The 25118-nt window shown below is 72.5% G+C and carries 31 protein-coding genes; 14 read left to right on the forward strand and 17 right to left on the reverse strand.

Annotation, left to right across the window (positions count from 1 at the left end):
* Positions 1 to 35 precede the first annotated feature (35 nt).
* The 8 genes from NE234_RS27675 to NE234_RS27710 are packed head-to-tail and all read left to right on the forward strand — an operon-like array spanning position 36 to position 5028.
* Positions 36 to 1067 carry a cation diffusion facilitator family transporter gene (locus NE234_RS27675; protein ID WP_252783582.1) on the forward strand — a complete coding sequence of 344 codons (1032 nt, stop codon included), beginning with the start codon at positions 36 to 38 and terminating at the stop codon, positions 1065 to 1067.
* A gap of 20 nt (positions 1068 to 1087) precedes the next feature.
* Positions 1088 to 1495, forward strand: a complete 408-nt coding sequence (locus tag NE234_RS27680; protein ID WP_252783583.1) for a Na+/H+ antiporter subunit E — start codon at positions 1088 to 1090, stop codon at positions 1493 to 1495.
* On the forward strand, positions 1489 to 1734 hold the full coding sequence (locus tag NE234_RS27685; RefSeq protein WP_252783584.1) for a monovalent cation/H+ antiporter complex subunit F: 246 nt from the start codon (positions 1489 to 1491) through the stop codon (positions 1732 to 1734). The genes NE234_RS27680 and NE234_RS27685 overlap by 7 nt, the downstream gene beginning before the upstream one ends.
* Complete coding sequence (locus tag NE234_RS27690; RefSeq protein ID WP_252783585.1) at positions 1731 to 2000, forward strand: monovalent cation/H(+) antiporter subunit G; 270 nt, start codon at positions 1731 to 1733, stop codon at positions 1998 to 2000. The genes NE234_RS27685 and NE234_RS27690 overlap by 4 nt, the downstream gene beginning before the upstream one ends.
* Positions 1993 to 2244, forward strand: coding sequence for a DUF4040 domain-containing protein (locus NE234_RS27695; protein WP_252783586.1), 252 nt, complete (start codon positions 1993 to 1995; stop codon positions 2242 to 2244). The genes NE234_RS27690 and NE234_RS27695 overlap by 8 nt, the downstream gene beginning before the upstream one ends.
* Positions 2241 to 2939 (forward strand): MnhB domain-containing protein, encoded by a 699-nt coding sequence (locus NE234_RS27700; RefSeq protein WP_252783587.1) that lies wholly within the window; start codon positions 2241 to 2243, stop codon positions 2937 to 2939. The genes NE234_RS27695 and NE234_RS27700 overlap by 4 nt, the downstream gene beginning before the upstream one ends.
* A complete protein-coding gene (locus NE234_RS27705; protein WP_252783588.1) occupies positions 2936 to 3277 on the forward strand; it encodes a sodium:proton antiporter in 342 nt (113 codons plus the stop codon). The genes NE234_RS27700 and NE234_RS27705 overlap by 4 nt, the downstream gene beginning before the upstream one ends.
* On the forward strand, positions 3277 to 5028 hold the full coding sequence (locus NE234_RS27710) for a complex I subunit 5 family protein (protein WP_252783589.1): 1752 nt from the start codon (positions 3277 to 3279) through the stop codon (positions 5026 to 5028). The genes NE234_RS27705 and NE234_RS27710 overlap by 1 nt, the downstream gene beginning before the upstream one ends.
* Before the next feature lie 104 nt (positions 5029 to 5132).
* On the opposite strand, the gene NE234_RS27715 is transcribed toward NE234_RS27710, so the two are convergent.
* Positions 5133 to 5717: a hemerythrin domain-containing protein gene (locus tag NE234_RS27715; protein WP_252783590.1), complete on the reverse strand. Its 585-nt coding sequence runs from the start codon at positions 5715 to 5717 to the stop codon at positions 5133 to 5135.
* A 216-nt stretch (positions 5718 to 5933) separates the two neighbouring features.
* On the opposite strand from NE234_RS27715, the gene NE234_RS27720 reads away from it, so the two are divergent.
* Together NE234_RS27720 and NE234_RS27725 are read left to right on the forward strand one after the other, a co-directional pair.
* The gene (locus NE234_RS27720) at positions 5934 to 6140 is read left to right on the forward strand and encodes a hypothetical protein (protein WP_252783591.1); all 207 of its coding nucleotides are present in this window, start codon (positions 5934 to 5936) and stop codon (positions 6138 to 6140) included.
* A gap of 87 nt (positions 6141 to 6227) precedes the next feature.
* Positions 6228 to 7007: a YoaK family protein gene (locus tag NE234_RS27725; RefSeq protein ID WP_252783592.1), complete on the forward strand. Its 780-nt coding sequence runs from the start codon at positions 6228 to 6230 to the stop codon at positions 7005 to 7007.
* Between the two features lie 2 nt (positions 7008 to 7009).
* On the opposite strand, the gene NE234_RS27730 is transcribed toward NE234_RS27725, so the two are convergent.
* From NE234_RS27730 to moaA, 4 genes are read right to left on the reverse strand one after another with little or no spacing between them, the layout of a single operon-like run.
* Positions 7010 to 7255, reverse strand: coding sequence for a DUF6457 domain-containing protein (locus NE234_RS27730; RefSeq protein ID WP_252783593.1), 246 nt, complete (start codon positions 7253 to 7255; stop codon positions 7010 to 7012).
* Complete coding sequence (mobA, locus tag NE234_RS27735) at positions 7248 to 7832, reverse strand: molybdenum cofactor guanylyltransferase (protein WP_252783594.1); 585 nt, start codon at positions 7830 to 7832, stop codon at positions 7248 to 7250. The genes NE234_RS27730 and mobA overlap by 8 nt, the downstream gene beginning before the upstream one ends.
* Positions 7819 to 8130 (reverse strand): DUF3467 domain-containing protein, encoded by a 312-nt coding sequence (locus tag NE234_RS27740; protein WP_252783595.1) that lies wholly within the window; start codon positions 8128 to 8130, stop codon positions 7819 to 7821. The genes mobA and NE234_RS27740 overlap by 14 nt, the downstream gene beginning before the upstream one ends.
* A 10-nt stretch (positions 8131 to 8140) precedes the next feature.
* Positions 8141 to 9130: a GTP 3',8-cyclase MoaA gene (gene moaA, locus NE234_RS27745; RefSeq protein WP_252783596.1), complete on the reverse strand. Its 990-nt coding sequence runs from the start codon at positions 9128 to 9130 to the stop codon at positions 8141 to 8143.
* Between the two features lie 216 nt (positions 9131 to 9346).
* Between moaA and NE234_RS27750 the strand changes: the two genes are divergently transcribed.
* On the forward strand, positions 9347 to 9838 hold the full coding sequence (locus tag NE234_RS27750; protein ID WP_252783597.1) for a DUF4232 domain-containing protein: 492 nt from the start codon (positions 9347 to 9349) through the stop codon (positions 9836 to 9838).
* 439 nt (positions 9839 to 10277) lie between these two features.
* On the opposite strand, the gene NE234_RS27755 is transcribed toward NE234_RS27750, so the two are convergent.
* The 4 genes from NE234_RS27755 to selA form a co-directional block, all read right to left on the reverse strand.
* Entirely contained in the window at positions 10278 to 11105 is an 828-nt protein-coding gene (locus NE234_RS27755; RefSeq protein ID WP_252783598.1) for a class I SAM-dependent methyltransferase, read from the reverse strand.
* 140 nt (positions 11106 to 11245) lie between these two features.
* Positions 11246 to 12439 (reverse strand): RtcB family protein, encoded by a 1194-nt coding sequence (locus NE234_RS27760; protein ID WP_252783599.1) that lies wholly within the window; start codon positions 12437 to 12439, stop codon positions 11246 to 11248.
* Between the two features lie 92 nt (positions 12440 to 12531).
* The gene (selB, locus tag NE234_RS27765; RefSeq protein ID WP_252783600.1) at positions 12532 to 14262 is read right to left on the reverse strand and encodes a selenocysteine-specific translation elongation factor; all 1731 of its coding nucleotides are present in this window, start codon (positions 14260 to 14262) and stop codon (positions 12532 to 12534) included.
* Positions 14253 to 15557, reverse strand: coding sequence for an L-seryl-tRNA(Sec) selenium transferase (gene selA / locus NE234_RS27770; RefSeq protein ID WP_252783601.1), 1305 nt, complete (start codon positions 15555 to 15557; stop codon positions 14253 to 14255). Before selA ends, selB begins: the two co-directional genes overlap by 10 nt.
* 250 nt (positions 15558 to 15807) lie before the next feature.
* Between selA and NE234_RS27775 the strand changes: the two genes are divergently transcribed.
* Positions 15808 to 16749, forward strand: coding sequence for an ornithine cyclodeaminase family protein (locus tag NE234_RS27775; protein ID WP_252783602.1), 942 nt, complete (start codon positions 15808 to 15810; stop codon positions 16747 to 16749).
* Here the strand turns inward: NE234_RS27775 and NE234_RS27780 are convergent.
* The 5 genes from NE234_RS27780 to NE234_RS27795 all read right to left on the reverse strand — a co-directional run bounded on the left by NE234_RS27780 (position 16704) and on the right by NE234_RS27795 (position 20269).
* Positions 16704 to 17084, reverse strand: a complete 381-nt coding sequence (locus NE234_RS27780; protein ID WP_308206938.1) for a Scr1 family TA system antitoxin-like transcriptional regulator — start codon at positions 17082 to 17084, stop codon at positions 16704 to 16706. The two genes, NE234_RS27775 and NE234_RS27780, sit on opposite strands and share 46 nt — an antisense overlap.
* 324 nt (positions 17085 to 17408) lie before the next feature.
* Positions 17409 to 17585, reverse strand: coding sequence for a DUF397 domain-containing protein (locus NE234_RS46075; RefSeq protein ID WP_406567080.1), 177 nt, complete (start codon positions 17583 to 17585; stop codon positions 17409 to 17411).
* Positions 17569 to 18444 carry a helix-turn-helix domain-containing protein gene (locus tag NE234_RS27785; RefSeq protein WP_252783604.1) on the reverse strand — a complete coding sequence of 292 codons (876 nt, stop codon included), beginning with the start codon at positions 18442 to 18444 and terminating at the stop codon, positions 17569 to 17571. The genes NE234_RS46075 and NE234_RS27785 overlap by 17 nt, the downstream gene beginning before the upstream one ends.
* A gap of 272 nt (positions 18445 to 18716) precedes the next feature.
* Complete coding sequence (locus NE234_RS27790; RefSeq protein WP_252783605.1) at positions 18717 to 19316, reverse strand: DJ-1/PfpI family protein; 600 nt, start codon at positions 19314 to 19316, stop codon at positions 18717 to 18719.
* On the reverse strand, positions 19313 to 20269 hold the full coding sequence (locus tag NE234_RS27795) for a GlxA family transcriptional regulator (protein WP_252783606.1): 957 nt from the start codon (positions 20267 to 20269) through the stop codon (positions 19313 to 19315). The genes NE234_RS27790 and NE234_RS27795 overlap by 4 nt, the downstream gene beginning before the upstream one ends.
* A gap of 99 nt (positions 20270 to 20368) precedes the next feature.
* Here NE234_RS27795 and NE234_RS27800 point away from each other — a divergent pair, with 99 nt between their 5' ends.
* Positions 20369 to 20893, forward strand: coding sequence for a DinB family protein (locus NE234_RS27800; RefSeq protein WP_252783607.1), 525 nt, complete (start codon positions 20369 to 20371; stop codon positions 20891 to 20893).
* Between the two features lie 168 nt (positions 20894 to 21061).
* Here the strand turns inward: NE234_RS27800 and NE234_RS27805 are convergent, their stop codons facing one another.
* Together NE234_RS27805 and NE234_RS27810 are read right to left on the reverse strand one after the other, a co-directional pair.
* The gene (locus NE234_RS27805) at positions 21062 to 21715 is read right to left on the reverse strand and encodes a hypothetical protein (RefSeq protein WP_252783608.1); all 654 of its coding nucleotides are present in this window, start codon (positions 21713 to 21715) and stop codon (positions 21062 to 21064) included.
* Positions 21716 to 22252: 537 nt separating this feature from the next.
* Positions 22253 to 22648 carry a MarR family winged helix-turn-helix transcriptional regulator gene (locus tag NE234_RS27810; protein WP_252783609.1) on the reverse strand — a complete coding sequence of 132 codons (396 nt, stop codon included), beginning with the start codon at positions 22646 to 22648 and terminating at the stop codon, positions 22253 to 22255.
* Positions 22649 to 22733: 85 nt separating this feature from the next.
* On the opposite strand from NE234_RS27810, the gene NE234_RS27815 reads away from it, so the two are divergent.
* Positions 22734 to 24248, forward strand: a complete 1515-nt coding sequence (locus tag NE234_RS27815) for an MFS transporter (RefSeq protein WP_252783610.1) — start codon at positions 22734 to 22736, stop codon at positions 24246 to 24248.
* 18 nt (positions 24249 to 24266) lie between these two features.
* On the opposite strand, the gene NE234_RS27820 is transcribed toward NE234_RS27815, so the two are convergent.
* On the reverse strand, positions 24267 to 25022 hold the full coding sequence (locus tag NE234_RS27820; RefSeq protein ID WP_252783611.1) for a protein phosphatase 2C domain-containing protein: 756 nt from the start codon (positions 25020 to 25022) through the stop codon (positions 24267 to 24269).
* Between the last annotated feature and the right edge of the window lie 96 nt (positions 25023 to 25118).

The following is a 25118-nucleotide window of genomic DNA, read 5'->3' on the forward strand; positions in this document are numbered from 1 at the left end:
GTATCGAAGGGTCGTGCGCGGGTAACGGAATCCCCATGAATCGGTCAACCCGTCGTACGGTCCTCGTCGCCGGCGCCGCCAACCTCGTGGTCGCGGCGACCAAGCTGGTCGCCGGCCTGATCTCCGGGTCGAGCGCGATGCTCGCCGAGGCGGCCCACTCCCTCGCCGACACCCTCAACCAGCTTTTCCTGCTGACGTCGCTGCGGCAGAGCAACCGGCCGCCGGACCGCGACCACCCGTTCGGCTACGGGCAGGAGCGGTACTTCTGGTCGCTGCTGGCAGCGTTCGGGATCTTCGTGGCCGGTGCCGGATTCTCCGTGTTCGAGGGCATCCTCGCGATGCTGCGGCCCCACGGCCACGAGGATCCGCTGGTCGCGTACATCGTGCTGGCCGTCTCGTTCGTGGCCGAGGGCATCTCGTTCGCCCGTGCCGTTCACCAGATGCGTCAGGAGGCCGCGGACCAGGGCCGGGAGGTCCTGGACCACGTTCGCCGCAGCCCGGACATGACGGTCAAGGCGGCGCTGTTCGAGGACACCGCCGCCGTCATCGGTCTCGTCCTCGCCGCGGGCGGCCTGGTCCTCACCCAGCTGACCGGCTCCTCGGTGTGGGACGGTGCCGCGTCCGTCGCGGTCGGCGTGCTGCTCATCGTCGTCGCGTACCGCCTCGGCCGCGACAGCAGGGACATGCTCATCGGCCACGCGGCCGACCCCGACGAGCAGCGGTTGATCGCCGAAGAGCTCAACGCCACCGAGGGCGTCGACGACGTGGCCGAACTGCTGACGATGCGCCTCGGCCCCGACCACCTCCTCATCGCGGCGCGGGCGAGCTTCGCCGACGACATGACCGCCGAACGGGTCGAGGAGATGGCCGAGGACATCGACCGGCGGGTCGGGGCACGGCTGTCCGTGACCCCGCACGTGTTCATCGACCCGACGCGGCGGCGCGGCGCCGAGCGGCGTCCGGGTTTCGGGTCGGGCGAACGGGTATATGGCCATTCGTGTTCGGACGAAGACGGCCAGGGAACGCGCGCGGACGGCCCGGGCACGACCGTCGAACGGCCGGCCTGACGCGATCCGTCGTCGAGCCGGTGGTGTGGTGGGCGGCCCTGTACGTGGTCTACCTGGGGATCATCTCGACGGTCTCGGTGACCGAGCTCGTCGTCGGGGCCGTCGCGGCCGCGTTCTGCGCCACGGCGGCCGTCGCCACGCGGCGAGCGCTCCTGACCGACCTGGCGATCGCCCGCCCCCGGCTTCGTGTCCTGCTGCTGCTCCCCCCGCAGATCGTCCGCGACTCCGTGGTGCTGCTGCGGCCGGCGCGGCACGGCCGGTTCGCCGAGGTCCCGATGCCCTCCGACCACGACGGTGTGCTCACCCTCCTCCTGTCGCTGTCGCCGGGCACGTACGTCACCCGCGTCCGCCCGGACCGGAACGCCGTTCAGGTCCACCGTACGGAGGACCGCTCCTCCCCCGTCGAACGGGAGCTGACCTCATGCTGACCGCCGCGTTGGTGCTGCTCGTCGCCGCCGTCGGGCCCGCTCTGCTCACGACCCTGTGGGGGGATCCGGCGGACCGGCTGACCGGACTCATCCTCGCGGGGCCGACGGCGACGATGGTCCTCCTGCTCCTGTCCGCCGGGTACCACCGGCCCGCCTACCTCGACGTGGCGCTGGTGCTCGGCCTGCTGTCGTTCGCGGGCTCCCTCGTCTACGCCCGCTTCATCGGACGGACCCTGTGAGCGCCGTACTGATCTGGGCCGGAGTCGCGGTCGCCGCGCTCAGCGCGCTCCGGCTCGCGCTGACCCGTGACCTGTTCGCCCGGCTGCACTTCATCGGGCCGGCCGCGGTGCTGGCCGCCCCCCTGGTCGTCGCGGGACTCGCCCTGCGCCCGTGGTCGTCCTGGCACGACGTGTTCAAGCTCGTGTTCATCGGCGTGCTGCTCGTCGGCACCGGACCGGCGACCGTCGTCGCCACCGCACGCGCGCGGCGGGGCCCCGATGAGTGAGGCCGTCCTCGTCGTGGCCCTGGCGCTGGTCGTCGTCATGGCGACGGCGGTCGTGCTGACCCGCGACCCGGCCCGTCAGGCCATCGTGCTGTCCGCGTACGGGGTGACGCTCGGCATCCTGTTCCTGGTCCTGCAGGCCCCCGACGTCGCGCTGTCCCAGATCGCCGTGGGCACGGTCGTGGTCCCCCTGGTGGTGATCCTGGCGATCCACGCGATCCGCAAGCAGCACGGAGAACGCCGGTGAGCCGCCGGACGCGGTTCGCCGTCTTCGCGGTCGGCGCGGCCGGTCTCATGGTCCTGTTCGTCCTGGCGGCGTTCCGCCTGCCGGACTTCGGCGGGCGGTTCCACCCGTACGGCGAGCGCGCCGTGACCGCGGCGATCGCCGAGAAGACGAAGAACGTCGTCTCGTCGGTCAACTTCGACCAGCGTGCCTTCGACACCGTCGGCGAGGAGCTGATCCTGTTCGCGTCCGCGCTCGGCGCCGTCGTCCTGCTGCGCATGGTCCGGCGAGAGCGTGAGGAGGAGGCCGGCGAGCACGGATACGGGCCCGCCGACGTGTTCGACGCGCTCCGTCTCACCGGATATCTCCTGCTGCCGGTGACGCTCCTGGTCGGCGTGTACATCGTCGCGCACGGCCACCTCTCCCCCGGCGGCGGCTTCCAGGGCGGTGTCGTGCTCGGTACCGCTCTGCACCTCCTCTACCTCACCGGTGACTACCCGGCGCTGGCGCGGCTGCGTCCCGTACCGGTCTTCGAGACGGCGGAGGCGCTCGGCGCGGGAGCCTTCGTGGTGCTCGGCCTGGCCGGCGCCGGGCTGCTGATACCGATGAACTCGGTGGTCGGGCTGGAGGTCGGCTGCGCGTTCGTCCTGGTGCTCGCCAAGTTCTTCGAGCAGGCCCTCCTCGTACGCACGGACGAGGCGGGAAAGGAAGGGTCGTGAGTCACCTGCCGTACCTCGCCGCCGGGTGGATCCTGCTCGCCGGGATCTTCGGCATGGTCACGAGCCGGAACCTCGTGCATGTCGTCGTGTGCCTGTCGGTGACGCAGTCGGCGACGTACGTCCTGCTGCTGACCATCGGCTACCGCAAGGGCGGGACCGCGCCGGTGTTCTCCGACATCAAGCCCACCGGGAAGGTCGCCGACCCCGTCGTGCAGGCGATGACGCTGACCGACATCGTGGTGAACGCGACGGCGACGGCCCTGTTGCTCGCGCTGGCCGTCCAGGTCGCGAAGCGGCGCGGCACCATCGATCCGGACGAGCTCCGGCCGCTGGAATGATGGTCCAGGCCGCGATCGCGGCGCCCGTCCTGATCGCGATCCTGCTCGCCGCGGGAGGCCGTCTGCTGCCGCGCCCGGTCGTCGACGCGGTCGCGACCGGAACGGTCCTCGCCGTGACGGTGCTGCTCGGCATCGTGCTGGCGACCGCGCTCCGGCACCCGGTCGTGACGTGGCTCGGGGGATGGCCGCCGCACGGCGGCGTGAGCGTCGGGATCCCCCTCGTCGCCGACCCGATGTCGGCGGGTCTCGCTCTCCTCGTCGCCGTCCTGACGCTCGCGGCCCTGGTGTTCTCCTGGCGGTACCTGGTCGAGGTGCAGGCGATCTACCACGCGCTCATGCTCCTGTTCACCGCCGCGATGTGCGCGTTCGTGCTCACCGGCGACCTGTTCGACGCCTTCGTGTTCTTCGAGCTGATGAGCGTGATCGCCTACGTCCTGACCGGTTACAAGGCCGAGGAGCCGCGGACGGTGCACGGCGCGCTGAACTTCGGCGTGATCAACTCGCTGGGCGCGTACGTCACGCTGATGGGGATCGGCCTGCTGTACGCCCGGACCGGGCAGCTGGGCTTCGCGGCCATGGGTGCGCGGCTTCCCGGTCAGGACCATCGCCTGGTGACCGTCGCGTTCGCGCTGGTCTGCACCGGTTTTCTGGTCAAGGCGGCGACGGCGCCCTTCCACTTCTGGCTGGCGGACGCGCACGCGGTCGCCCCCACACCGGTGTGCGTGCTCTTCTCGGGCGTCATGGTGGAACTGGGCGTCTACGGGGTCGCGCGGACGTACTGGGCGACCTTCGCGGGGACCGTCCCCGGAGCCCGTCCCGCCCTGGCCTTCCTCGGCGCGGTCACGGCCGTGCTGGGCGGGGTCATGTGCGTCCTGCAGCGGCATGTCAAGCGCCTGCTGGCCTACTCGTCCGTCAGCCACGTCGGCGTCATCCTGCTCGGCGTCGCGGCGCTCGACCATGACTCCCTCGCCGGCGCCGCGTACTACCTGCTCGGGCACGCGGGCGTGAAGTCCGCGCTGTTCATCGCGGCGGGGACGCTGCTCAACCGGTTCGAGACCCTCGACGAACGCGAGTTGCACGGCCGCGGCCTCCGGATGCGGGCGTCCAGCGCCGTCTTCCTGGTCGGCGGGCTGGGCCTGGCGGGGATGCCGCCCTCGGGGCTGTGGGCCGGGAAGGCCGTCATGGACGAGGCCGCCCAGCGCGCCGGCTGGTGGTGGGCCGCGCCGGTCGGCGTGGTGGCGTCCGCGCTCACGGCGGGGGCGGTGCTGCGGGTCTGGCTCCGTGTCTTCCGGGGGGTGGGCCCGTCCGGCGGCGGGACGGCCGAGCACGAGGACAGCGAGACCGGGCCGAGGATGTCGCGCCTGCCCTGGACCATGCTCGCGCCGGGCGTCATCCTCGCGGGCGGCGCCGTGCTGCTGGGCCTCATCACCGGGCTCCTCCACGGCGTCTCGCACGCGGCGGGGCTCTTCGTCGACCACGACGGGTACGTGGCGGCGGTGCTGTCCGGCGGCGCCTGGCACGCGGCGTCAGCGCCGCTCCATCCGTGGACGGCGGCCGGCCTCGCCGGCGGGGCGGCCGGGGTGGTCCTGGCGGCGGTGGTCGCCGTGCTGGGCCTGCGCCACCCGGTGCCAGGCCTCCTGCGGCCCGTGGTCGATCGCCTGCGGGCGGCGCACTCCGGGCATGTCGGGGAGTACGCCGCGTGGCTCACCGCGGGAGTGGCGCTGTTCGGGCTGCTCCTGTTCACCGCGTAAGGGACGTGAAGCCCCTTCACCGCGCCAGGGCTCGTTCATCGAGTCCGAGTGCATCGTGTCCGAGTGCCGGAGCCCGCTCACCGCTTGGGCGGCTCGAAGGCCGTTCACCACGTGCGTGGTCCGGAGCCGGTGGCCGGCCGGCCGTCCAGTCCCCGGCCCCGATGGTCGACCGGCCCCGGCCCGTACCAGCCGCCGAGCGGCGGGACGTCGGCCGGCTCGACGGACGGCCACACGGGCGTCGCCCGCCGGGCCCGCTCGACCTTGGTACCGAGGTCGTGAAGCGTGTCGGTGTCGCAGGCGCCGGCCAACCGCGGGAAGAGGTTCGTCTCCTCGTCCGCGAGGTGTTCCCGGGTGGCCCCGATGAGGCGGCGGAACACCTCGTCGAACCGCGCGTCCGAGGGGTCGAGCCCGTCCAGCTCGTTGATCGTCTGCCGGGTCAGGGCGTGGTCCGCGATCTTCTCCGCGGCGAGCCGGTCTCCGTCCGGCACGTGAGCCCGGACCGCCGGGTACAGGTACTTCTCCTCCGCCTCGGCGTGGCGCATGAGCTCGGTGATCACGCTCGCCACGACGTAGCGGCGTCGTCTGTCTCCGGGAGGGAGCGCGATGACGCGAACGAACATCTCCTTCACACGACGGTGATCTCCGGTGAGCACGTCGATGACGTCCCGGGACCCACGATCGGACGGCACGATGCCTCCTCATCCGCCGACCCCGGGGCGAGCGACAGCCCCGCCCGCGCGGGATCGGCTGTCTGCTCAACCGTTGCGCCCCGCGTACCCGGACGCCCACAACCCAAACAAGTCGCTACGAATACCCACAGTCAGGGTGAATGGCGTGAGCTGCGCGGCGGTCCGCACCGGTCCGGCGGGGACGCGGCCGGTTCGCGGATCCGCCAGACTGGGGAGGTGACCCCTGCCGAACCCCTCCAGTGCTCCGCCAAGGGCTGCCGGGCCGACGCCCGGTGGGCACTGCGCTGGAACAACCCGAAGATCCACGATGCCGAACGGCGCAAGGTCTGGCTGGCCTGCGACGACCACAAGGAGCACCTGAGCACGTTCCTGGCGCGCCGCGGCTTCCTCCGCGACACGATCCCGGTCGACGACCTGCCTTAGCCGCGGCCCCCTGCGCCGCCGCACGGCCACTCACCTGCACGGCCACGCGCCGGGATGGGAGCGACGGCGGGCGGGAACACGACCTGCGTGAGCCCGCGGAGACGATTCGCGTGGCCGGCGCGGGCCCGGGGTCTCGCCCGGCCGTTCCGCTCCGGGTGGGAGGTACGCCCGGCGGTCGCGCCACGGGCGGGGGCCGCCACGGCGGCCGTCGTCCTGCTCGCGCTGGGCTCGGGGGCGGCCGACGCGTTCAGTTTCGTGGCGCTCGGCGCGGTCTTCACCAGCGTCATGACCGGCAACCTCGTGCTGCTCGGCGTCGCCGTCGTCCACACCGACGCGGGCGGCGTCGTACGCTCCGCGATCTCTCTCGCGGCGTACGCGGCCGGAGTGCTCGGCGCCGCCCGGTGGCTGCGGGGCACGTCGCCCGCGGGCTCCGGGCCATGGCCCGGCCGGGTGATCACGGCGCTGGCCGCCGTGCCCACGGCGCAGACCGCCGTGCTCGCCGGCTGGCTCGCCGCGGCGGGCCGTCCCGGCACCGGCCCGCAGGTCGCGTTGATCGCCGTGGCCGCCGTGGCGATGGGCGTTCAGAGCACGGCGGTCAACGCCCTGGCCGTGAGCGGAGCCGCGACCACCTACCTCACCGGAACGCTGACCGCGCTCATGACCGAGACGGCCACCACCGGAACACCGCACGTCATGCGACGGCGCGCCGCCGTGCTCGCGGCCGCGTTGAGCGGTGCGTCGCTGGAGGCGGCGCTGCTGGCCTGGCTACGCCCGATCGCCCCGGTGCTGCCCCTGGCCGCCGCCCTCACGGTCGTGGCGGCCATGGCCGCGGGCCGGGTCGTCCCCCGCCGGCCCCGGCGGTCATGAGGCTACGACGGCCGCGCCTCACGGCGTGCGGGCCACTCGTTCGCGAGCGCGGTGACGCGTGCGGCCGCGTCCCGCGCGGGCTCGCCGCGGCCCACGGCCAGGCCGAGCAGGTAGGCCGTGAGAGGAGCGGCGGGCCGGGCCACGCCGTGCGCGACGTCGCGGGCCAGGTCGAGGACCAGATCACGGTCCACCTCCGCGCGGTCGATGCCGAGCTCGGCGCATGCCGTGTCGAGCCACTCGTCAAGCATTGTTCTCCTCGATCAGCCGGGACGCCTGCGCGACGTCGTCCTCCGTGTCACAGTCGTACCATGCGGGCCGGCGGCGTTCAGCGGCCCGTACGCGGACCGGATCGAGCGGCGTCATCAGCCCCCGCAGCGACGCACCGGGATATCCCGCCAGAGCGGTGCGCAGGGCCGCGGTCCGCCACATACCGGTCAGCCACTGGGACCGGCCTTCGTCGTCGACGTACACCGCCCCGTCCCGGCCACGGGCACGACGGTGCAGAGCCGCCACGTCGTCCGCGGTGAGGAACGGCAGGTCGGCGGCGAGTACCGCCACCCAGGGCTCCTCGACCCGCGCCAGCCCGGCGCGCAGGGCGGGCACCGGCCCGCCTCCCGGCGGGTCCTCGCGGACGCTGATCGCGTCGGGCAGTTCGGGACGGCTCGGGCCTACCAGCACGATCCGCCGCGCGCCCGCCACGGCCGCGCCGACGCGCTCCACCAGCGTCCGCCCACCGACGAGCAGGCCGGGCTTGTCGGCGCCGCGCAACCGTGACGCGGCCCCGCCCGCGAGGATCACGGCGTCGTACGCGTCATCCCTCGTCATGCGCGCTCTTGCCGCTCTCCCGCTCGTACGCGCTGAGGTTCTGCTCGAGGGACTTCATCAGCTCCCAGACCTGGCTCGGCGGGATCCGCACCCGGGACACCACCTGCGCGGGGACGTGGACGTACGAGGCGCCGCTCTCGTCGTCCCGCATCACCTCCGGCGGGCGCACCGCCGTGGAGAAGTCAATGACGAACGAGTCCTGAGTGCGCCACACCGACGCGAACCCGGCGTACGCCCCCACCTCGTGCTCGGGCGGCACGGTTATCTCGACCCGGTGTTCCTGCGGCTGCTCGGTCACGCGTCCCTTTCTACCCGCCGATCGCGGACATCGGGCGCGCGGGCTGCAGGAAGCCGACGTCGTCGATGCCGTGACCGGCGCGCTTGGCCGCCACCGCGGCCGTCCAGCGCTCGGCGAGGTCGTCGTCCGAGGCGCCGGAACGCAGGGCGGCGCGCAGGTCGGACTCCTCCCGGGCGAACAGGCAGTTGCGGATCTGGCCGTCCGCGGTCAGCCGGACGCGGTCGCACGCTCCGCAGAACGGCCGGGTGACCGAGCCGATGACGCCGACCCGCGCCGGACCGCCGTCGACGACGAACGTCTCGGCGGGCGCGCTGCCGCGTACGGCCGTGTCGTCCGGCACGAGTGTGAACTCCGCGGCGAGCCGGTCGAGGATCTCGTCCGCGGTCACCATGTCCTCCCGGCGCCAGCCGTGCTGGGCGTCGAGCGGCATCTGCTCGATGAACCGCAGCTCGTACCCGTGCTCGAGGCAGAAGCGCAGGAGGTCCGCGGCCTCGTGGTCGTTGACGCCGCGCATCAGCACGGTGTTCACCTTCACCGGTCGCAACCCGGCCCGCTGCGCGGCGGCGAGCCCGGCGAGGACGTCCGGCAGCCGGTCCCGGTGCGAGAGGCGCGCGAAGGTGTCCCGGTCGAGTGTGTCGAGGGAGACGTTCACCCGGTCGAGACCGGCCTCGCGCAGCGGCTCGGCCAGGCGGACCAGCCCGATGCCGTTCGTGGTCAGCGAGACCTGCGGGCGCGGGCGCAGCGCGGTGGTGCGGGCGACGATGTCGACCAGACCGCGGCGCAGCAGCGGCTCGCCTCCGGTGTAGCGGACCTCGGTGATTCCGAGGCGCTCGACGCCCACCCGTACGAGCCGGACGACCTCGTCGTCGGTGAGCAGCTCCGGCTTGGGCAGCCACTCGAGGCCTTCGGGGGGCATGCAGTACGTGCAACGCAGGTTGCACCGGTCGGTGAGGGACACGCGAAGGTCCGTGGCCACCCGGCCGAACCCGTCCATCAGCAAGGACGAACCCCCTCTTTCGATACGGACGCTCCAGCCTATGCCGTCGCGCCGACAACGCGCGGCCCCCGCCGGGACCTCCCGCGCAACCTTCCTCATCACTTATCCCGAAATCGCCCCTCGTACCGCCTCTCTAAATGATCATGGTCTCTGGACGGGGCACCCGTCCCTCCCGCGCACAGCGGGAGCCGTCTCCGATGGAGAGTGAGAGTCACCCAGGTGAAGCTCAGCACCACGCTCGCGATGACCGGCGTCGCCGGCGCCATCGCGGTAGCCGGTCTCGCGTCACCGGCGCAGGCCGCGACGACGACGGCGAAGGCGCCGGCCTGCTCGGTCGCCAAGAACAAGCTGGTCCTCCAGTTCGCGCACGGCTACGTCGTGGGCAAGAAGGTCGACCAGCCGCTGTCGATCAGCACGAAGAGCAAGAAGACCTGCCTGCTCAGCGGCCGGCCGGTCGTGCGGCTGCTGAACAAGAAGCACAAGGTCATCGGCGTCTACGAGGGCGCCAAGGGCCAGGCTCTGGTCGGCGCCGGGCGAGAGGCGGTGTTCCACCTGACCTTCACGACGGGCGGCAAGCACCCCTTCCACCCGGCGTACGTCCGGGTCACGGTGTCGCCCAAGGCCGGAACCTTCAAGACGATCCGCTGGACCTCGAACACCCCGAGCTCCAAGAAGATCAAGGTCGGCGCCCTGAAGCCCTGGCTGGACTGACCCCGCCGTAGCCGTCCCCGCCTCCCCGGCGGGGACGGCCCAACAGCTCCCGGTGAGCCGTTCACGGCGTCCGCCGGGCCGCGACCCGGCGGACACCGTGCGCTTTGCCTGCATGCCGCTCATCCGCCGGCCGGCTACATCGCAGGGTTGACGCCTCGGAGTATGGTCCGGTCTCGGACAAGAGCCGAGCCGACTCCTGTCAGCACCAGGCGTGCCGCCGTACCAGGGTCCAGCTCATCGACAGGCACCGTGGGATAGCGTCGAATCTCCGCCAGCGTGAGTCCGACCGCATCTTTGCGGCCATCAGCCGCGCAGAACCGCGCGCCTACCCGGACCTGAGTAAGGGCTCGCGCGATGATCACCAGATCGGTTGTGGTTGCGCTTTCCACCTCGTAGACCTGGACTTCGGCGTCCGATGCTCCCGCTCGGGTGCTTCGGTTCACGAACCGGAGTCGGCGGGTGTGCGGCCGACGGCCAGGATGTGGGAGCTGGAGGCAATGAGAGCAGGGTCGGACTCGGCGATACGGGCGGCGGTGAGGGCGGATTCGAGCAACGGAGAGTCGGTCAGCGACTCGCCGGTATGCGTCTCGATGCCCTTGAGCGTAGGCCACGCCGGTCCTTCGATTCCGTAGAGCCGGACGTCGGTGAACCCGGCGTCGATCACCTCCGTCCTGAGCTCGTCGGCGGTATGGAAGTACGCGGTCGTGAATCCGAGCCGGCCGTCATGGCGTCCAGATGCGAGCACGGGAAGCAGGCTGTCAGCGGAGTCCGGTTCCAGACGAGCGGTCGCCGCCAGGTCGAGCAGCCCGGCATGCCTGCTGATCGCTGCAGCCGCCATCAACCCGGAAGGCCGGAGCACCCTCCGTGCTTCGCGCAGTGCCTGGATGCGGTCGGTCCGCTCGGTGAGGTGATAAAGGGGGCCGAGCAAGAGAACAGTGTCGTACGACCTGTCCGTGGCCGTAAGGGCGCGGGCGTCGCCGAGCTCGGCGGTACACGCGGTCGAGGCAAGGGCTTGCTGCAGGTGTCGTTCGACCGGATCGACCAGGTGGACCCTATAGCCGTGGGAGACGAGCCACCGTGCGTGGACTCCAGGACCGCCGCCCACGTCGAGCACGGCGGCCGGTGCTGCGGGCAGATGGCGTCGAAGCAGCTCCTGAGTGCGGAGGAACTCCAGCCTCCCGTGCGCCACGGACGACAGGCGAACCACCTCGTCGTAGGCCGAGGTGTAGTAATCGATGATCTCTGGCGCGACCTGAGGTGTCTCCATCGCCCAATCCTTGCCTCACGCGACCACCCACCACGTCACGGATACGCCGGAGTCGTCCCCACCTTCCCGGTGGGGACGACTCAACGGCTCCCGGTGAGCCCTTCGAGGTCCCCGCCGGGCCGCGACCCGGCGGGGATCTCTCAGCCCTTCACGCAGATCAGCTGGCGCAGGTGGGCGACGACCTCCACCAGGTCGGACTGCGCCTCGATCACCGACTCGATGTCCTTGTAGGCCCCCGGGATCTCGTCGATCACCCCGGAGTCCTTCCGGCACTCCACACCCTTGGTCTGCTCGATCAGGTCGTCCACGGTGAACGAGCGCTTCGCCTGGTTGCGGCTCATCCGCCGGCCCGCGCCGTGTGACGCGGAGTTGAACGCCTTCTCGTTGCCGAGGCCGCGCACGATGTACGTGCCGGTCGCCATCGAGCCGGGGATGATGCCGAGGTCGCCGTCGCCCGCGCGGATCGCGCCCTTGCGGGTGACGAGCAGCTCGACATCGTCGTAGACCTCCTCTGCCACGTAGTTGTGGTGGCAGGAGATGACGTCCTCCCAGCGGACCCGCTTGCCGGCGAAGAACCGCGTGACGACGTTCTGCGTGAGGGCCATCATCACGGCGCGGTTGCGCCGCGCGTAGTCCTGCGCCCAGAACAGGTCCCGGCGGTACTCCTCCATCCGGCGCGTGCCGTTGACGAAGACCGCCAGGTCGCGGTCGGGCAGGTCCTGGTTGTGCGGCAGGCGCATCGCGGCCTCGATGTGGTACTCCGCCAGCTCCTTGCCGATGTTGCGGGAGCCGGAGTGCAGCACGATCCAGACCGAGCCCTCGTCGTCGGCGCACACCTCCAGGAAGTGGTTGCCCGAGCCGAGGGTGCCGAGCTGCGAGGACGCCTTGCCCCGGCGGGACCGCGCGACCGGCGCCAGCTCGTCGTACCGGCTCCAGAACTCGTACCAGCCGCGTTCCTTGAGACCGGGGATCGCGGACGGGTCGATGGGCGTCTTGTGCGCCCCGCGCCCCACCGGGACGGCCTTCTCGATCTTCGCGCGCAGACGGCTCAGGTCCTCGGGGAGGTCCTCGACCGTGAGGCTGGACTTGACCGCGGTCATCCCGCAGCCGATGTCCACCCCGACCGCGGCCGGCGCGACGGCGTCGCGCATCGCGATCACCGAGCCGACCGTCGCCCCCTTTCCATAGTGCACGTCGGGCATGACCGCGAGGCCGTGCACCCACGGCAGGTTGGACACGTTGCGCAACTGGTCGAGCGCGACCGTCTCGACGTCCGCGGGGTCGGTCCACATCCGGATCGGAACGTGGCCGCCCTTCATCGTGCGGTACGGCATCACCATCTCCTCTCCAGATCTTCGGTGAGCCGGGTCTATGACGCCAGACAGGCGGTGCCCGGTTCAACCGAATTAATGCCCGGTGGGAAGCCTCAGCGGACGCGGCGCCGGTCCCCGGTGCGTTCGGTGATGCCGCGCCGGTCGAGGTGTTCCAGCAGCGGGACGGCGACCCGCCGGCTGGTGCCGAGCGCGCGGCGCGCCTCGCTGACCGTGAACGGCTGCGGCAGTCCGGCCAGCAGTCGGGCGGCATCGGTGTCCGCGCCGGGCAGCAGGACGATGCCGTCGGCGATCCTCAGCAGCGCGCCCGCGCGTACGGCGGCGGCGAGGGCGCGGCCGGTGAGGCCCAGTTCCGCGAGCCGGCCGGCCTCCGGAGCGTGGAACGGCTCCTTCTCGAGATCGCCGCGCAGCCGCCGGACCGCGCCCGCCACCGGCGCCGGCAGGCTCGCCTCGGCCGGACCGCGCACCCGGCCGCCGTCCAGACGGAGCGGCGGGCGGGCCAGTGCGTCCACCAGCCGCCGGTCGGGCAGGCCCAGCAGGGCGCGCGCCGCCTCGACCGGGAGCCCGGGGTCGAGCGGGTCGGCGGCGTCGTGGCGCTCCACCTCTTCGACCAGCCGGCGGCGCAGCCCCGCCCAGTGCTCCGGGTCGGCGAGCCAGTCCCCGGCGACCGGCTCGGCCTCGGCGGCGACGCCCATGGCCTGGAGGTCGGGGATTCGGACCAGGCCGTACCGGCGCAGCAGCGCCCCGGCGTCCGGGACCCCGGACGCCAGTTCGCGGGCGCGGTCGGCGGCGGCGCCGCGCCGCCGCAGCGCCGGGGGCCGTACGTCGAGGACGGTCACCCCGGCGACGCGCCGGGCGCCGGGGTCGCGCAGGAGCGCGCGGTCGCCGATGTGCAGCGGCAGGGGCCGGGTCAGTGTCAGCCGTGCCGTGTCCTCCCCCAGCGGACGGAGGCGTACGGGGACGGCGGCGGAGCCGATGTGCAGGACCGGCTCGCGGGGCAACGCCGACGTCTCGGCCCCGTGGACGCGGACGTCGACGAGGTCGGTGACGGCCCACTCGTCGCTCGTCAGCGCCATGCCCCGCGCGACCTGGTCGCGGTCGACGCCGCGGAGGTTGATCGCGACCCGGGCGACGGCGGAGACGGTCTCGGTGGTCTCCTTCAGGGTCTGCAGGGCACGGACGCGTACCGGGCGGCCGTCGAGCCGCAGTTCGTCGCCGACGCGGAGCGTCCCCGCGGGCAGGGTGCCGGTGACCACCGTGCCACTGCCCTTGATCGTGAACGCCCGGTCCACCCAGACCCGTACGGGCGCGGTGGCGTCGGCGGCGGGAAGGCGGGCGACGAGCCGGTCGAGGGCGTCCCGCAGGGCGGGCAGCCCCTCGCCCGTGGCGCCGCTCACGGTGACCGTCTCGACCCGCCCGAGGCCGGTACGGGCGATCTCCGCCGCCGCCTCGTCGCGGGCGGCGGCGGGGTCGGCGAGGTCGACACGGGTGACGACGAGCAGGCCGTGGCGGACGCCGAGGGCGTCGATCGCCGCGAGGTGCTCGGCGGACTGCGGCATCCAGCCCTCGTCGGCGGCGACCACGAACATGACGGCGGGTACCGGCCCGACACCGGCCAGCATGGTGGTGACGAACCGCTCGTGGCCCGGCACGTCGACGAGCGCGATCCGGTCCCCCGACGGCAGCGTCGTCCAGGCGTACCCGAGGCCGATGGTCATGCCGCGCCGGCGCTCCTCGGCCCATCGGTCCGGCTCCATCCCGGTCAGCGCACGTACGAGCGTGGACTTTCCGTGGTCGACGTGGCCCGCGGTGGCGATCACGTGCATGGGCGCTCCTCCCCCGCCGCGACCGCCCGCTCGATCCGCCGCGCCAGTTCGCCGTCGTCGAGTTCGGCGGGAACGGTACGCAGGTCGAGGAGCAGACGGCCGGACTCCAGCCGGCCGACGACGCCGGCCCGGCGGAGCGGCACGGCGTACGACGCCGGCAGGCTGACGGCCGCGCTGGGCAGTCCGACCCCGGGCGCTCCCCCGCCGCCGACCCGGGCGGTCGACTCGACGGCCAGCGCGTCGTGCTCGGGGAGCCGCTTGGCGAGCCGCTCGGCCCGCCGGCGCAGGACGCGGACGTCCGCGTGCAGGGCCTCGTCGGTGGGCGTACGGGGACCGCGGACGGTGGCCTCCAGCGCGGCGAGGGTCAGCTTGTCGACGCGGAGCGCGCGGGCGAGGGGGTGGCGCCGCAGGCGTTCGACGAGGTCCGCGCGGCCGAGGAGCACGCCGGCCTGCGGGCCGCCCAGCAGCTTGTCGCCGCTGGCGGTGACGAGGTCGGCGCCGTCCCGCAGGGCGGTGGCGGCGTCCGGCTCTTCGGGCAGGGCCGGGTCCGGGGCGAGCAGCCCGGAGCCGATGTCGACGACGACCGGGACGCCGAGCCCGGCCAGCTCGCGCACTGGAGCCTGCGCGGTGAACCCCTCGATGCGGAAATTGGACGGGTGCACCTTGAGCACGAACCCGGTCTCCGGGCCGACCACGGCCGCGTAGTCGGCGGCGGTCGTACGGTTGGTCGTGCCCACCTCGCGAAGCCGCGCGCCGGTGGAGACGAGCAGGTCGGGGAGGCGGAAGCCGTCCCCGATCTCGACCATCTCGCCGCGGCTGATGACGATCTCCCGGTCGTCGGCGAGGGCGGTCGCGGCCAGCACCAGAGCGGCCGCGTTGTTGTTGACGACGTGGGCCGACTCGGCGGCCGGGCACGCCTCCAGCAGGGCGGCCAGGGTGCCGCCGCCCCGCCGGGCCCGGCGTCCCGTCTCCAGGTCGTACTCGACGTCCGTGCAGCCGGCGGCGGCGAGCACCGCCTCCCGGGCGGCGGCGGACAGCGGGGCGCGGCCCAGGTTGGTGTGCAGCAGGACGCCCGTCGCGTTGATCACCGGGCGCAGGGTCGCGGCGTGGGACGGCAGGGACGCCACGGCCGCGTCGGCGACGCTCTCGGCGGCGATCTCGCCGCGCCGCGCCCGCTCCTGCGCCGCCACGACGGCCGACTTCACGATCCCCCGCCCCAGCCGGAGGGTCGCCTCGGCGAGCCGTGGATCGGCGAGCACGGCGTCCGTACGCGGAACCCGGCGTCGAGAGTCCATGGCAGAAACCTATGACCAGCGCGGCCCCGGACGCCAAGACGGCTCGGCCCCCGGGCCGCGCGTCCCCCGCCGTCGTACGCCTTCCGGGAGCCCCGGCCTCCCGGGGGCGCTCCCTCCGGCCCCGTTGCGGACACCCCCTCCCGCGCCGTCCCCGGGCATCGTTCTCCCGCCCTCCGGCCCCGGGCGTTCCGCCGGCACTCAGGGCACCCCGCCGGTTTCCTCAGGCGTGCGGATGAACGAAGATCGTCCGGTGACCGTACTGTTCGGCCGCAGCGATCTGGAGACGCTCCTCGACCCCCGGGCGTGCCTGGAGGCGCTCCGCGCGGGCTTCGTGGCGTCCTCCGGTCCCGTACGGCCCCAGCGCGTCCGGACGGACCTGCCCGGGCCCGGCACCGCGACCGCGCTCATCCCCGGCCTCATCGAGGGCGTGCCGGCCTACACGGTGAAGGTCAACGCCAAGTTCCCGGACGCGACACCCGCGTTGCGGGGCGTCGTCTGCCTGCACGACCTGCGGACCGGGGACCTGCTCGCGCTGCTCGACTCGGCCACGGTGACCGCCTGGCGCACCGGCCTGGCCGCGGCGCTGGGCACCGACGCGCTCGCCCGGCCGGACGCGGACACCGTCGCCGTCATCGGAGCGGGCGCCCAGGCCGACCTCGTGGTCACCGGCCTGCGCCGCCTGCGGCCGATCCGCGAGCTGGTCGTCACCGACATCTCCCCGGAGCGGGCGGCCGCCTTCGCCGCCCGGCACGGCGGCCGGGCGGTGCCGGCACGGGCCGGGCGCGGTGTCCCGCCCGGCGTCGCGGAGGCGGGCATCATCGTGACGGCGACCTGGGCGAGAACACCGCTGCTGCACGCCGGGGACGTCGGCCCGGGTACGCACGTCACCTCCCTCGGCGCGGACGAGCCCGGCAAGGCGGAGGTCTCGGCCGATCTGCTGCGGGCGAGCCGTACGTTCGTCGACGACCTCGATCTCGCCGTCGCGATGGGAGCGCTCGGCAACGCCGGTCTCGGGCGCGAACACGCCGCCGGTGTGCTCGCGGACGTGCTGCGCGGCGTGACCCCGGGTCGTACGGAGCCGTCCGAGGTCACCGTCTACGCGCCCGTCGGCCTGCCGTGGCAGGACCTGGCGCTCAGCTGGGCGGCCTACCGGGCCGCGAGGCCGGCCAGGCGGTTCGACTTCCTCGCCTGAGCAGCCGCCTCCGGCTGTTCAGCGCCCGTCGGCTGGAAGATGAGGAAGAGCTTGGCGCCTGCGCCCGATGTCGTAGGACGCAGCGGCACCAAGCCCCTGGTCTGAACCGACGACTCGTCCAGGACGAGGGACAGCCGCAGCGGCGTCTCGCGCTTGAGCACGGACTGCCGCGCCAGCCGGGTCTCCACACGCGCGTCGACCCGGCTCGGCGGGATGACCTCGATCGAGTGCGACCACTGCTCGACGGCCGAGGCGTACGCCTCCGTCTGCAGCAGACCGGGCACGACCTGGGTCTCCCACTGGAGGATCTCCTCCGCCTCCATCTCAAGCCCGATGTAGGCGAGATGGGGTCCAGAAAGGGCGTCCGGACATGACGGGGAGGCAGCCGAAACCGCCGAGGAATTCGCTCGCCCGAGCGGTCGGCGTTTCGCTGCTCAAGATCGCTCGGCGCGACCGGTCGCCGGCCGTTGGATCGCGGCAGGCCCGCATGATGCGGTCGAGGAACCGGGGGCCTTCATTCGGCGGAAAACCTCGAACGGCCCACTTCCCTCGCCGCGCCGCGCGGGAAGTGGGCCGTCATTACTGCTATTCACGCACAAACGCTCACAATATTGCTATTGCGAGCGATACAAGTTATTCGTCGTTTTTCAGTTGTGGCGCTACTCCGCCGCCCGAGCCACGTCGTCCTCCGACGCGGCCTGCGGCACCGACGCGACCTCGACGCATGCCCCGTTGGCCATGCTCCGAGATCCTTTGCGCCAGATGACGCCGGGATGCCTGGTTGCCTGGTCCATCACTATCACCCCCCTTCGGTATTTATTAAGATCCCCACGCATCCCGGGCGATCCTGGAGATCATTTCCACGGATTCGGCAGGCGGGAGCGCCTCTGCACTGAGTCGTTCGAAACTGAGCCGATGCCGGTAGGTCTCGGTCTCTTCTTCGAGATACGAGCAGCCGTTCTGATGCTCGATATAGATCACATCATGGAATTTGATGCCCCCGACCTGCGGGAACTGCAGAAGCGTGAAGGACCCCGTGGCGATCGGATGGGGCCCATCAAGTGGAAGCACTTGAAGTGTGACGTTGGGCAGCTCGGCCAACTCCACGAGACGTTCGAGCTGCTCGCGCATGACGCTCGCGTCTCCGTACCGGCGCACCAGCGTCGACTCGTCCAGGACGAGGGACAGCCGCAGCGGCGTCTCGCGCTTGAGCACGGACTGCCGCGCCAGCCGGGTCTCCACACGCGCGTCGACCCGGCTCGGCGGGATGACCTCGATCGAGTGCGACCACTGCTCGACGGCCGAGGCGTACGCCTCCGTCTGCAGCAGACCGGGCACGACCTGGGTCTCCCACTGGAGGATCTCCTCCGCCTCCATCTCAAGCCCGATGTAGGAGGCGTACTGCTCGGGGAGGGCGTCCGAATACGCCTCCCACCAGCCCTTTCGAACGGCGTCCCGGGCCAGCTGAAGCAGTTGGTCCCGATAGGAGCCCTCGACACCGTAGAGATCCAGCAAGCTCCTCACGTCTCCCAGACGGGGGGCTTGGCGGGCGTTCTCGATACGGCTGACCTTCGATGCCGACCATCCGAGTCGGTCGGCGACGTCATCGCCGGTCAGTTCGGCTCTTTCGCGGAGGCGGCGCAACTCGGTTGCCAGTCTGCGGTTACGAACCGTGCCACTTCCGGGCCCGGGCACCTTGTTCCTCCCCAGCCGACCGGCGAGAGCTCACCGGTCGAGCGTTACTACCTCAGCATAGCCGTTATAGAGCTCGGCCGTAATAGTGTCAAGAAATCGCCGTCACACCATTTAGTGAAACTTGCGATGCAAATATACCTTAGCGGACGCGGCGCGGCGAGCCGGATCGCCCGGATGGGCGATCCGATTCCTACCCCGCATACATAGCAGCCCATCCGCCCGTTAGGCCCCGCAGCCTCCCATCTTGTGACGCTGCCCACATCACCTTTCGCTCAGGCGTCCTGAGGTTCGTCGGCGAGGTACGGCGGGGCGGGCTCGTACTGGATGTATCGGCGCACGGCGCGGGCGTGCTGCCTGCCGTGCAGCCGGCCGATCAGCCACAGCGCCATGTCGATGCCGGCCGAGACGCCCTGGCTGGTGACGAGGTTCCCGTCGACCACGTAACGCGCGTCGCGTACGACGGTGATGTCCCCTCGTGCCTGCAGCGTGTCCTCGAAGGCGTGGTGTGTCGCCACCCGGCGCCCGCGCGCGTGCCCGGCCTCGTGCAGGAGGAGCGCGCCCGTGCAGACGCCTGTGACCCAGGACGCGCCGGTCCGTGCGATCCAGTCGATCAGGGTCGGGTTGGACACCTCGCGCCGGGTGCCCTGGCCGCCGGGCACCAGCAGGACGTCCAGGGGCGGGTGGTCACCGAAGGAGTGGTCGGCCAGCATCCGGAGTCCCTTGTTGCACCGCACTATGCCGGATTCCTCCGCGATGGTCACCGCGGTGTCGGCTCCGTCGCGGAGCATCGAGGAGGCGGTGAAGACCTCCCATGGTCCTACGACGTCCAGCTCCTCCACCTCGTCGAACAGCAGTAGTCCATAAGTGGTCACGCGTACTCCCTGGTCGATCGGAAACGGTCCCGGTAGTCGGAGGGGGGAACGCCGACGTGCCGGTGGAACGCCCGGCGCAGCGTCTCGGCGGTGCCGAAGCCGCACCGCCGGGCGATGGCCTCGACCGGGTCGTCCCCCTCGGCCAGCGCACGGCGCGCCGCCTCCACCCGGACCCGTTCGACGTACGCCGCCGGCGGCACGCCGAGTTCGGCGGTGAACCGGCGCTGCAGGTGACGAGGGCTCAGCCCGGCCCTCTCGGCAAGGTCCCCGATGCCGTGGCGGGCCCCCGGCGACGCGTGCACCGCGTCGACGACGGCGCGGATCGGGTCGCTCGACGGCTGCGCCGACCACAGGGGGACGCTGAACTGCGACTGGCTCCCCGGTCTGCGCAGGAACATGACCAGCTCGCGGGCCACCTCGTGGGCGACGTCACGGCCGAGATCCTCCTCGACCAGCGCGAGGGCCAGGTCCATGCCCGCCGTCACGCCCGCGGACGTCCAGAACCTGCCGTCCCGGATGAAGATCGGATCGCAGTCGACGATCAGCTCCGGGTGTTCGGCGGCGAGCTGGTCGCGGCGCTTCCAGTGGGTCGTGACCCGCCGGCCGCGCAGCAGTCCCGCCGCCGCCGGCAGGAACACCCCGCTGCACACGGACGTGACGCGCCGGGCCGTGGCCCCCACCGCGGCGATCCAGCCGACCAGCGCGGAGTCCAGGCGGGCCTCGTCGACGCCCGCGCCGCCCACCACGACGAGCGTGTCGATACCGCCGGGGTCGACGTCGTCCACCCCGAACTCCGCGTACACGGGCAGGCCGCTCCGCGAGCGTACGAGCCCGGCCCGCGGAGCGACGATCCGCGACCGGTATCCCGCGTGGTCGAACACCTCGTACGGTCCGGTGAGATCGAGCGACTGGAAGCCGTCGAAGACGACGAAGCAGATCTGCGGGGTGTCCACCTCCCCAGGCTCGCCCGCCGCTCGCGATGGCGTCAACGACGGGTACCCCACGGATCACGCCATCGCCCCGCCCGCGTTCGGCTCCGCTACCGTCGGACGATGATCGGCCCCAGGAACGCCGCGCCCGAGCCTCCGCAGACGATGAGCGACCCCGCGGAGCTGCTCGCCGCGTACCTCGACTTCTACCGGGACGCCGTCCTGCGCAAGCTGGACGGCCTGTCCGAGCGGCAACTGCGCGGCAGCGTGCTGCCCAGCGGATGGACCCCTCTGGAGCTGCTCAAGCACCTGGCCCACGTCGAACGACGGTGGCTGGAATGGGGGTTCGCCGGGGAGCCGGTCCGGCAGCCCTGGGGCGATGACGGGCCGGACGGCCGGTGGCACGTCGCCGACGGCGAGAGCGTCGACGAGATCGTGGCGTTCTTCACCGAACAGTGCCGGCGGTCCCGGAAGATCGTCGCGGCGGTCCGCCTGGCCGACGTGGCGTCCGACGGCGGTCGGTTCGCGCCGCCGGCGGTCCGGCCGACGCTCGGCCGGATCCTGTTCCACCTGCTGCAGGAGTACGCGCGGCACGTGGGGCAGCTCGACGTCGTACGCGAGCTGATCGACGGATCGGTCGGCGAGTGACGGATCCCTCGACGCCGCGATACGGGAGCCGATCGGACTGAGCCCTCCGCGCGCCGTCGGGGCCGCGCGAACGGCCTGCTCAGGGCTGCGCGCGCGGTGACGGGTAGGCGAGGGTCACGGCTCCGCGCGTGGTCACGGCTGTACGAGCGGTCAGGGCTGTACGAGCGGTCAGGGGGCCGCGGGCCGTCGCGCGGCGAGCTCCGGCTGGTGGAGCACGACGCCCTCGTCGCGCCACAGCCGCCGCACCTCGTCCCGCAGGCGGGCGTCGGCGCGGGCACGGGCGACGAACTCCTCCGGGGTACGGGCGCCGGTCAGGCGCGCCAGACGGGGCGATGCCGCGAGGAGCCCTGTCAGCAGCTCGGCCTGCCCGGCCAGGCGGATCGGGGTGCCGTCCTCCCCGGTCAGGCAGCCGTGCCGCCCGGCGTACAGGTGACAGCTGAACGGCCCCCGGCCGGGCAGTTCCGCGGTCACCGACGCCGGCAGCCGCGTCCGGTGGTAGTTCGGCTCCGTACGGTCGACGGCCGTCAGCTGCTCGTCGTCGAGCCACAGGACGATCAGTTCGGCGCTCGCGCCCGGGCTGAGCACGGGGACGGCGGGCACGTATCCCGGCCGGCTCACGTGCGCGGACGCCCCGGCGGTGAGCCCGGACACGCGGGCGTACGTCATGGGGACGACCACGCGCATCCACCGTGCGAGCTTCCTCACGAGCTGGGCGGGCGAGGCGTTCGACCCGATGGCGAGCACCGGCCGGCGTTCGGCCATGACCGGCCGGCCGCAGGCTCTCAGCGCGTCGTCCAGTGGGACCTCCGGTCCGCCGAACACGTGCGGCGGCGCCGTCGGCGCCTCGATGAGCCAGTCCCCGGGCGGTGGCTGCGCGGCCGGTCGAACCGCCGGGCCGGCCGCGGCATCGCGAGCGGCAGCGGTCGCGCGATGGTGTGCGACGTCCGTCGCGGCATCGGGGGCGACGCGCGTCCCGGCATCGGGGGCGGGATCCGGCCGGGCGCAGGGCCGGGCCGGCGGGCGAACGACGAGCGGCGGGGACACGGCGCGCAGGTCGAGGAAACATCCGTCGACCAGGAGGCCCGGATCCTGGCGGGCGGCGGCCGGGATAGGTGAGCGGCCGGGCCATGGGGTCCTCGGCGTAGCCGAGGGCGTGCAGCTCGCGTCCGGGGGCGGTGACGGGCGAATACGCGGAGCCCGAGAGGTGATCTGGTCCGTGATGGTCGGGTCCGTGAGGCACGGCTCTCCTGCCGCCGTCTCTGTCGGCCCAGAGCGCGCGGCGCGGGGTGGTCGGGGGTCGGTCTCCCCCGATGCTACGCGGAGAGCCGCCGACAAGGTCAGGCTCGGGCCGCCTCGATGTCAGGCTCGGACCGGCTCGGCCGCGAGATGCTCGGCGAGGACGGCGCGCTGGGTCGTGCGCGCCCGCGAGTGGCGCTCCCGCCCGGCGGCGGTGAGCTTCACGAAGATCGCGCGCCGGTCGTCGGCGCACATGGACCGCTCGACGAGACCCTCGCGCTCCAGACGGGCGACCGTCCGCGACAACGCGCTCTGACTGAGGTACATCGAACCCGCGAGGTCGTGCATCCGGAGGTCGTCGCAGGACGCGTCGATCAACCGGTCCAGCACCTCGAACTCGCTCATCCCGATCCCGTGGGCCTCCTGCAGCGCACGGTCGAGAGCGCACGAGACCGTGCTGTAACAGGCCAGGACGTCGCGCCAGCGTCGCACGAGGTCGGTCTCGCCCGTCTCCGTCATGCCCGGACCATAACACCGACCCTCCGAAGATGCAACTGCATTTAATGCGTGGACATCTGATGCACATGCATGTAACTTCCCTGTCGTGACCACCACAGCAATCCCTGACTCACGCACGCTTCCCGGTGCCCCGGCCGCTCCTCACCGGTGGCCCACCCGACTGTGGGGCATCCTGGCCGTCCTCTCCCTGGTGCTCTTCCTCGACGGCCTCGACGTGTCGATGGTCGGCGTGGCACTCCCGTCCATCGGCAGAGCGCTGGGCCTGACCACCTCCAGCCTCCAGTGGATCGTCAGCGGATACGTCCTGGGCTACGGCGGGCTGCTCCTGCTCGGCGGCCGCACCGCCGACCTGCTCGGCCGGCGGCGGGTGTTCCTGATCGCGTTGGCGGTGTTCGCCGTCGCCTCACTGCTCGGCGGCCTGGTCGACTCGGGGCCGCTCCTGATCGCCACCCGGTTCATCAAGGGGGTCAGCGCCGCCTTCACGGCGCCCACCGGCCTGTCGATCATCACCACGACGTTCGCGGAGGGCCGGGCGCGCAACAAGGCGCTGTCGATCTACACCGTCTTCGGCGCCAGCGGCTACTCGTTCGGACTGATCTTCGGCGGGCTCATGACCGGGCTCGGCTGGCGCTGGACCTTCCTGATGCCGGTGCCGATCGCGCTCATCGCGCTCGTCGCCGGATTGTCGTTGATCCCCCGGGACCGCCCGGCCTCCGAAGGCGGCCACGACGTCCTCGGGGCGCTCACGTCCACCACGGCGATGCTGCTTCTGGTGTACGACCTGGTGTCCGCCCCGGACCGCGGCTGGACCGCCCCGGTGACGCTGGTGCTGTTCGGCGCCGTCGTGGTGCTGCTCGGCGCGTTTCTCCTGGTCGAGCGCCGGGTTTGGCACCCGCTGGTCCGGCTGGGCATCCTGCGCAAGGGCACGCTCGTGCGCGCCAACCTCGGGATCGTCGCGCTGCTCGGCTCGTACACCTCGTTCCAGTTCGTCGTCACGCTGTACCTCCAGTCCGTCCTCGGCTGGGCGCCTCTGACGATGGCCTTGGCGCTGCTGCCCGCCGGGCTCCTGGTGGTGCTCAGCGCGCCGTTCACGGGGTCGATGATCGACCGCTTCGGCACGGCCCGGTTCATCGTCGGCGGGCTGATCGCGATGTCGGCCGGCTACCTGCTGTTCCTGCGCGTCGACACGCATCCGGTCTACGCGCTGGCCATCCTGCCGACGGTGCTGTTGCTCGGCTCCGGCTTCGCGCTCGGATTCCCGTCCATCAACGTGCAGGCGACGGCGGGTGTCGAGGACGATGAGCAGGGGCTGGCCGCCGGGCTCGTGCAGACGGCCGGTCAGGTCGGCTCCGCGCTCGTCCTGGCGGTCACCACGGCCCTCATCACGGGCGACGACACGACGCCGCAATCCCACTCCGCCGCCGCCATGCTCGCGCAGTACCGGCCCGGCCTGGTCTTCGTCACGGCCGTGGCCGTCGGCGGGCTGCTCATCTCGCTCGTCCCCCTGCTGCGCCGACAGGCGGCTCGGCACGGCACGCCGAGCCGAGCCGCCGCGGCTCAGCGGAGCACCCCGGCCGCTCGACCCGGCGACCACGGGTGACCGGCGAGGCGGGAGTCGTCAGGTCGGCATGGTCGCGAGCAGCGCGGTCGCGTCGTCGTGCGATTTCGCCCCCGGTATCGGCCGCGTCCGCTCCGCCTGCCGCACGAGGCCGATGACGTGCGCCGGACCGTCGGTTCGCACGGTCTCCAGCAGACTCGGCCAGTCGTACCCGTAGTGCTCGACCAGCCGGGTCACTCCGTCGGTGAACATCGCCACCTGGTCGACCTCCGGCTCCGGGAAGGCCGCCGTCACCGCTTGATGAGCGGCCTCCGGAGCGCTGCTCGCGACCCAGAAGCCGCCCTGCCGGTTCCGGTGCGCCCGAACGTGTTCGAGCGTGTACGGACGCCCGCCCGGCAGGTGCGCGAGACGATCGTCCTCCACGATCCGGAGCCGGCCGTCACGGCCGCGGACCGCGATCGGGGAGTCGGCCAGGACGAGGCACTCGACCTGGCCGTCGCGCCGTCGCGTCACCGCGAGAGTGGATGACGGGCTGTCCGGGTTGGCCAGGTCGCAGGTGCCGGCATGCGACGCGCGGACCTGCTCGATCGCGTCGGCCACGAGGTCGGTGAGCGGGCCGCCGGCGGCCACGGCCAGCCGGGCGCTCAGCGCGCCAGCGAGCCGCCGCACCAGCCACGCGACGTCGTGGACGCATCCGCTGTCCACGCCGGCGGGCGCGGTGGCCCCGTCGAGCACGACCGCCCAGTCCGGACCGGCGACCACACAATCCTCGTTGACGGTGCCGGGGGCCGCCCGGGTCGCGTAAGTGATCTGCACCGACTGCTCATCCTCCGTTCGCCATGCCGGCGGGCGCCCTCGCCCGCGCCGGGCGTTTCGCCGCCACCTGACCGTAGCGCCGGTCCGACACGGGCT

It is taken from the genome of Actinoallomurus rhizosphaericola, assembly GCF_024055675.1.
GTDB classification, from domain to species: Bacteria; Actinomycetota; Actinomycetes; order Streptosporangiales; family Streptosporangiaceae; genus Actinoallomurus; species Actinoallomurus soli.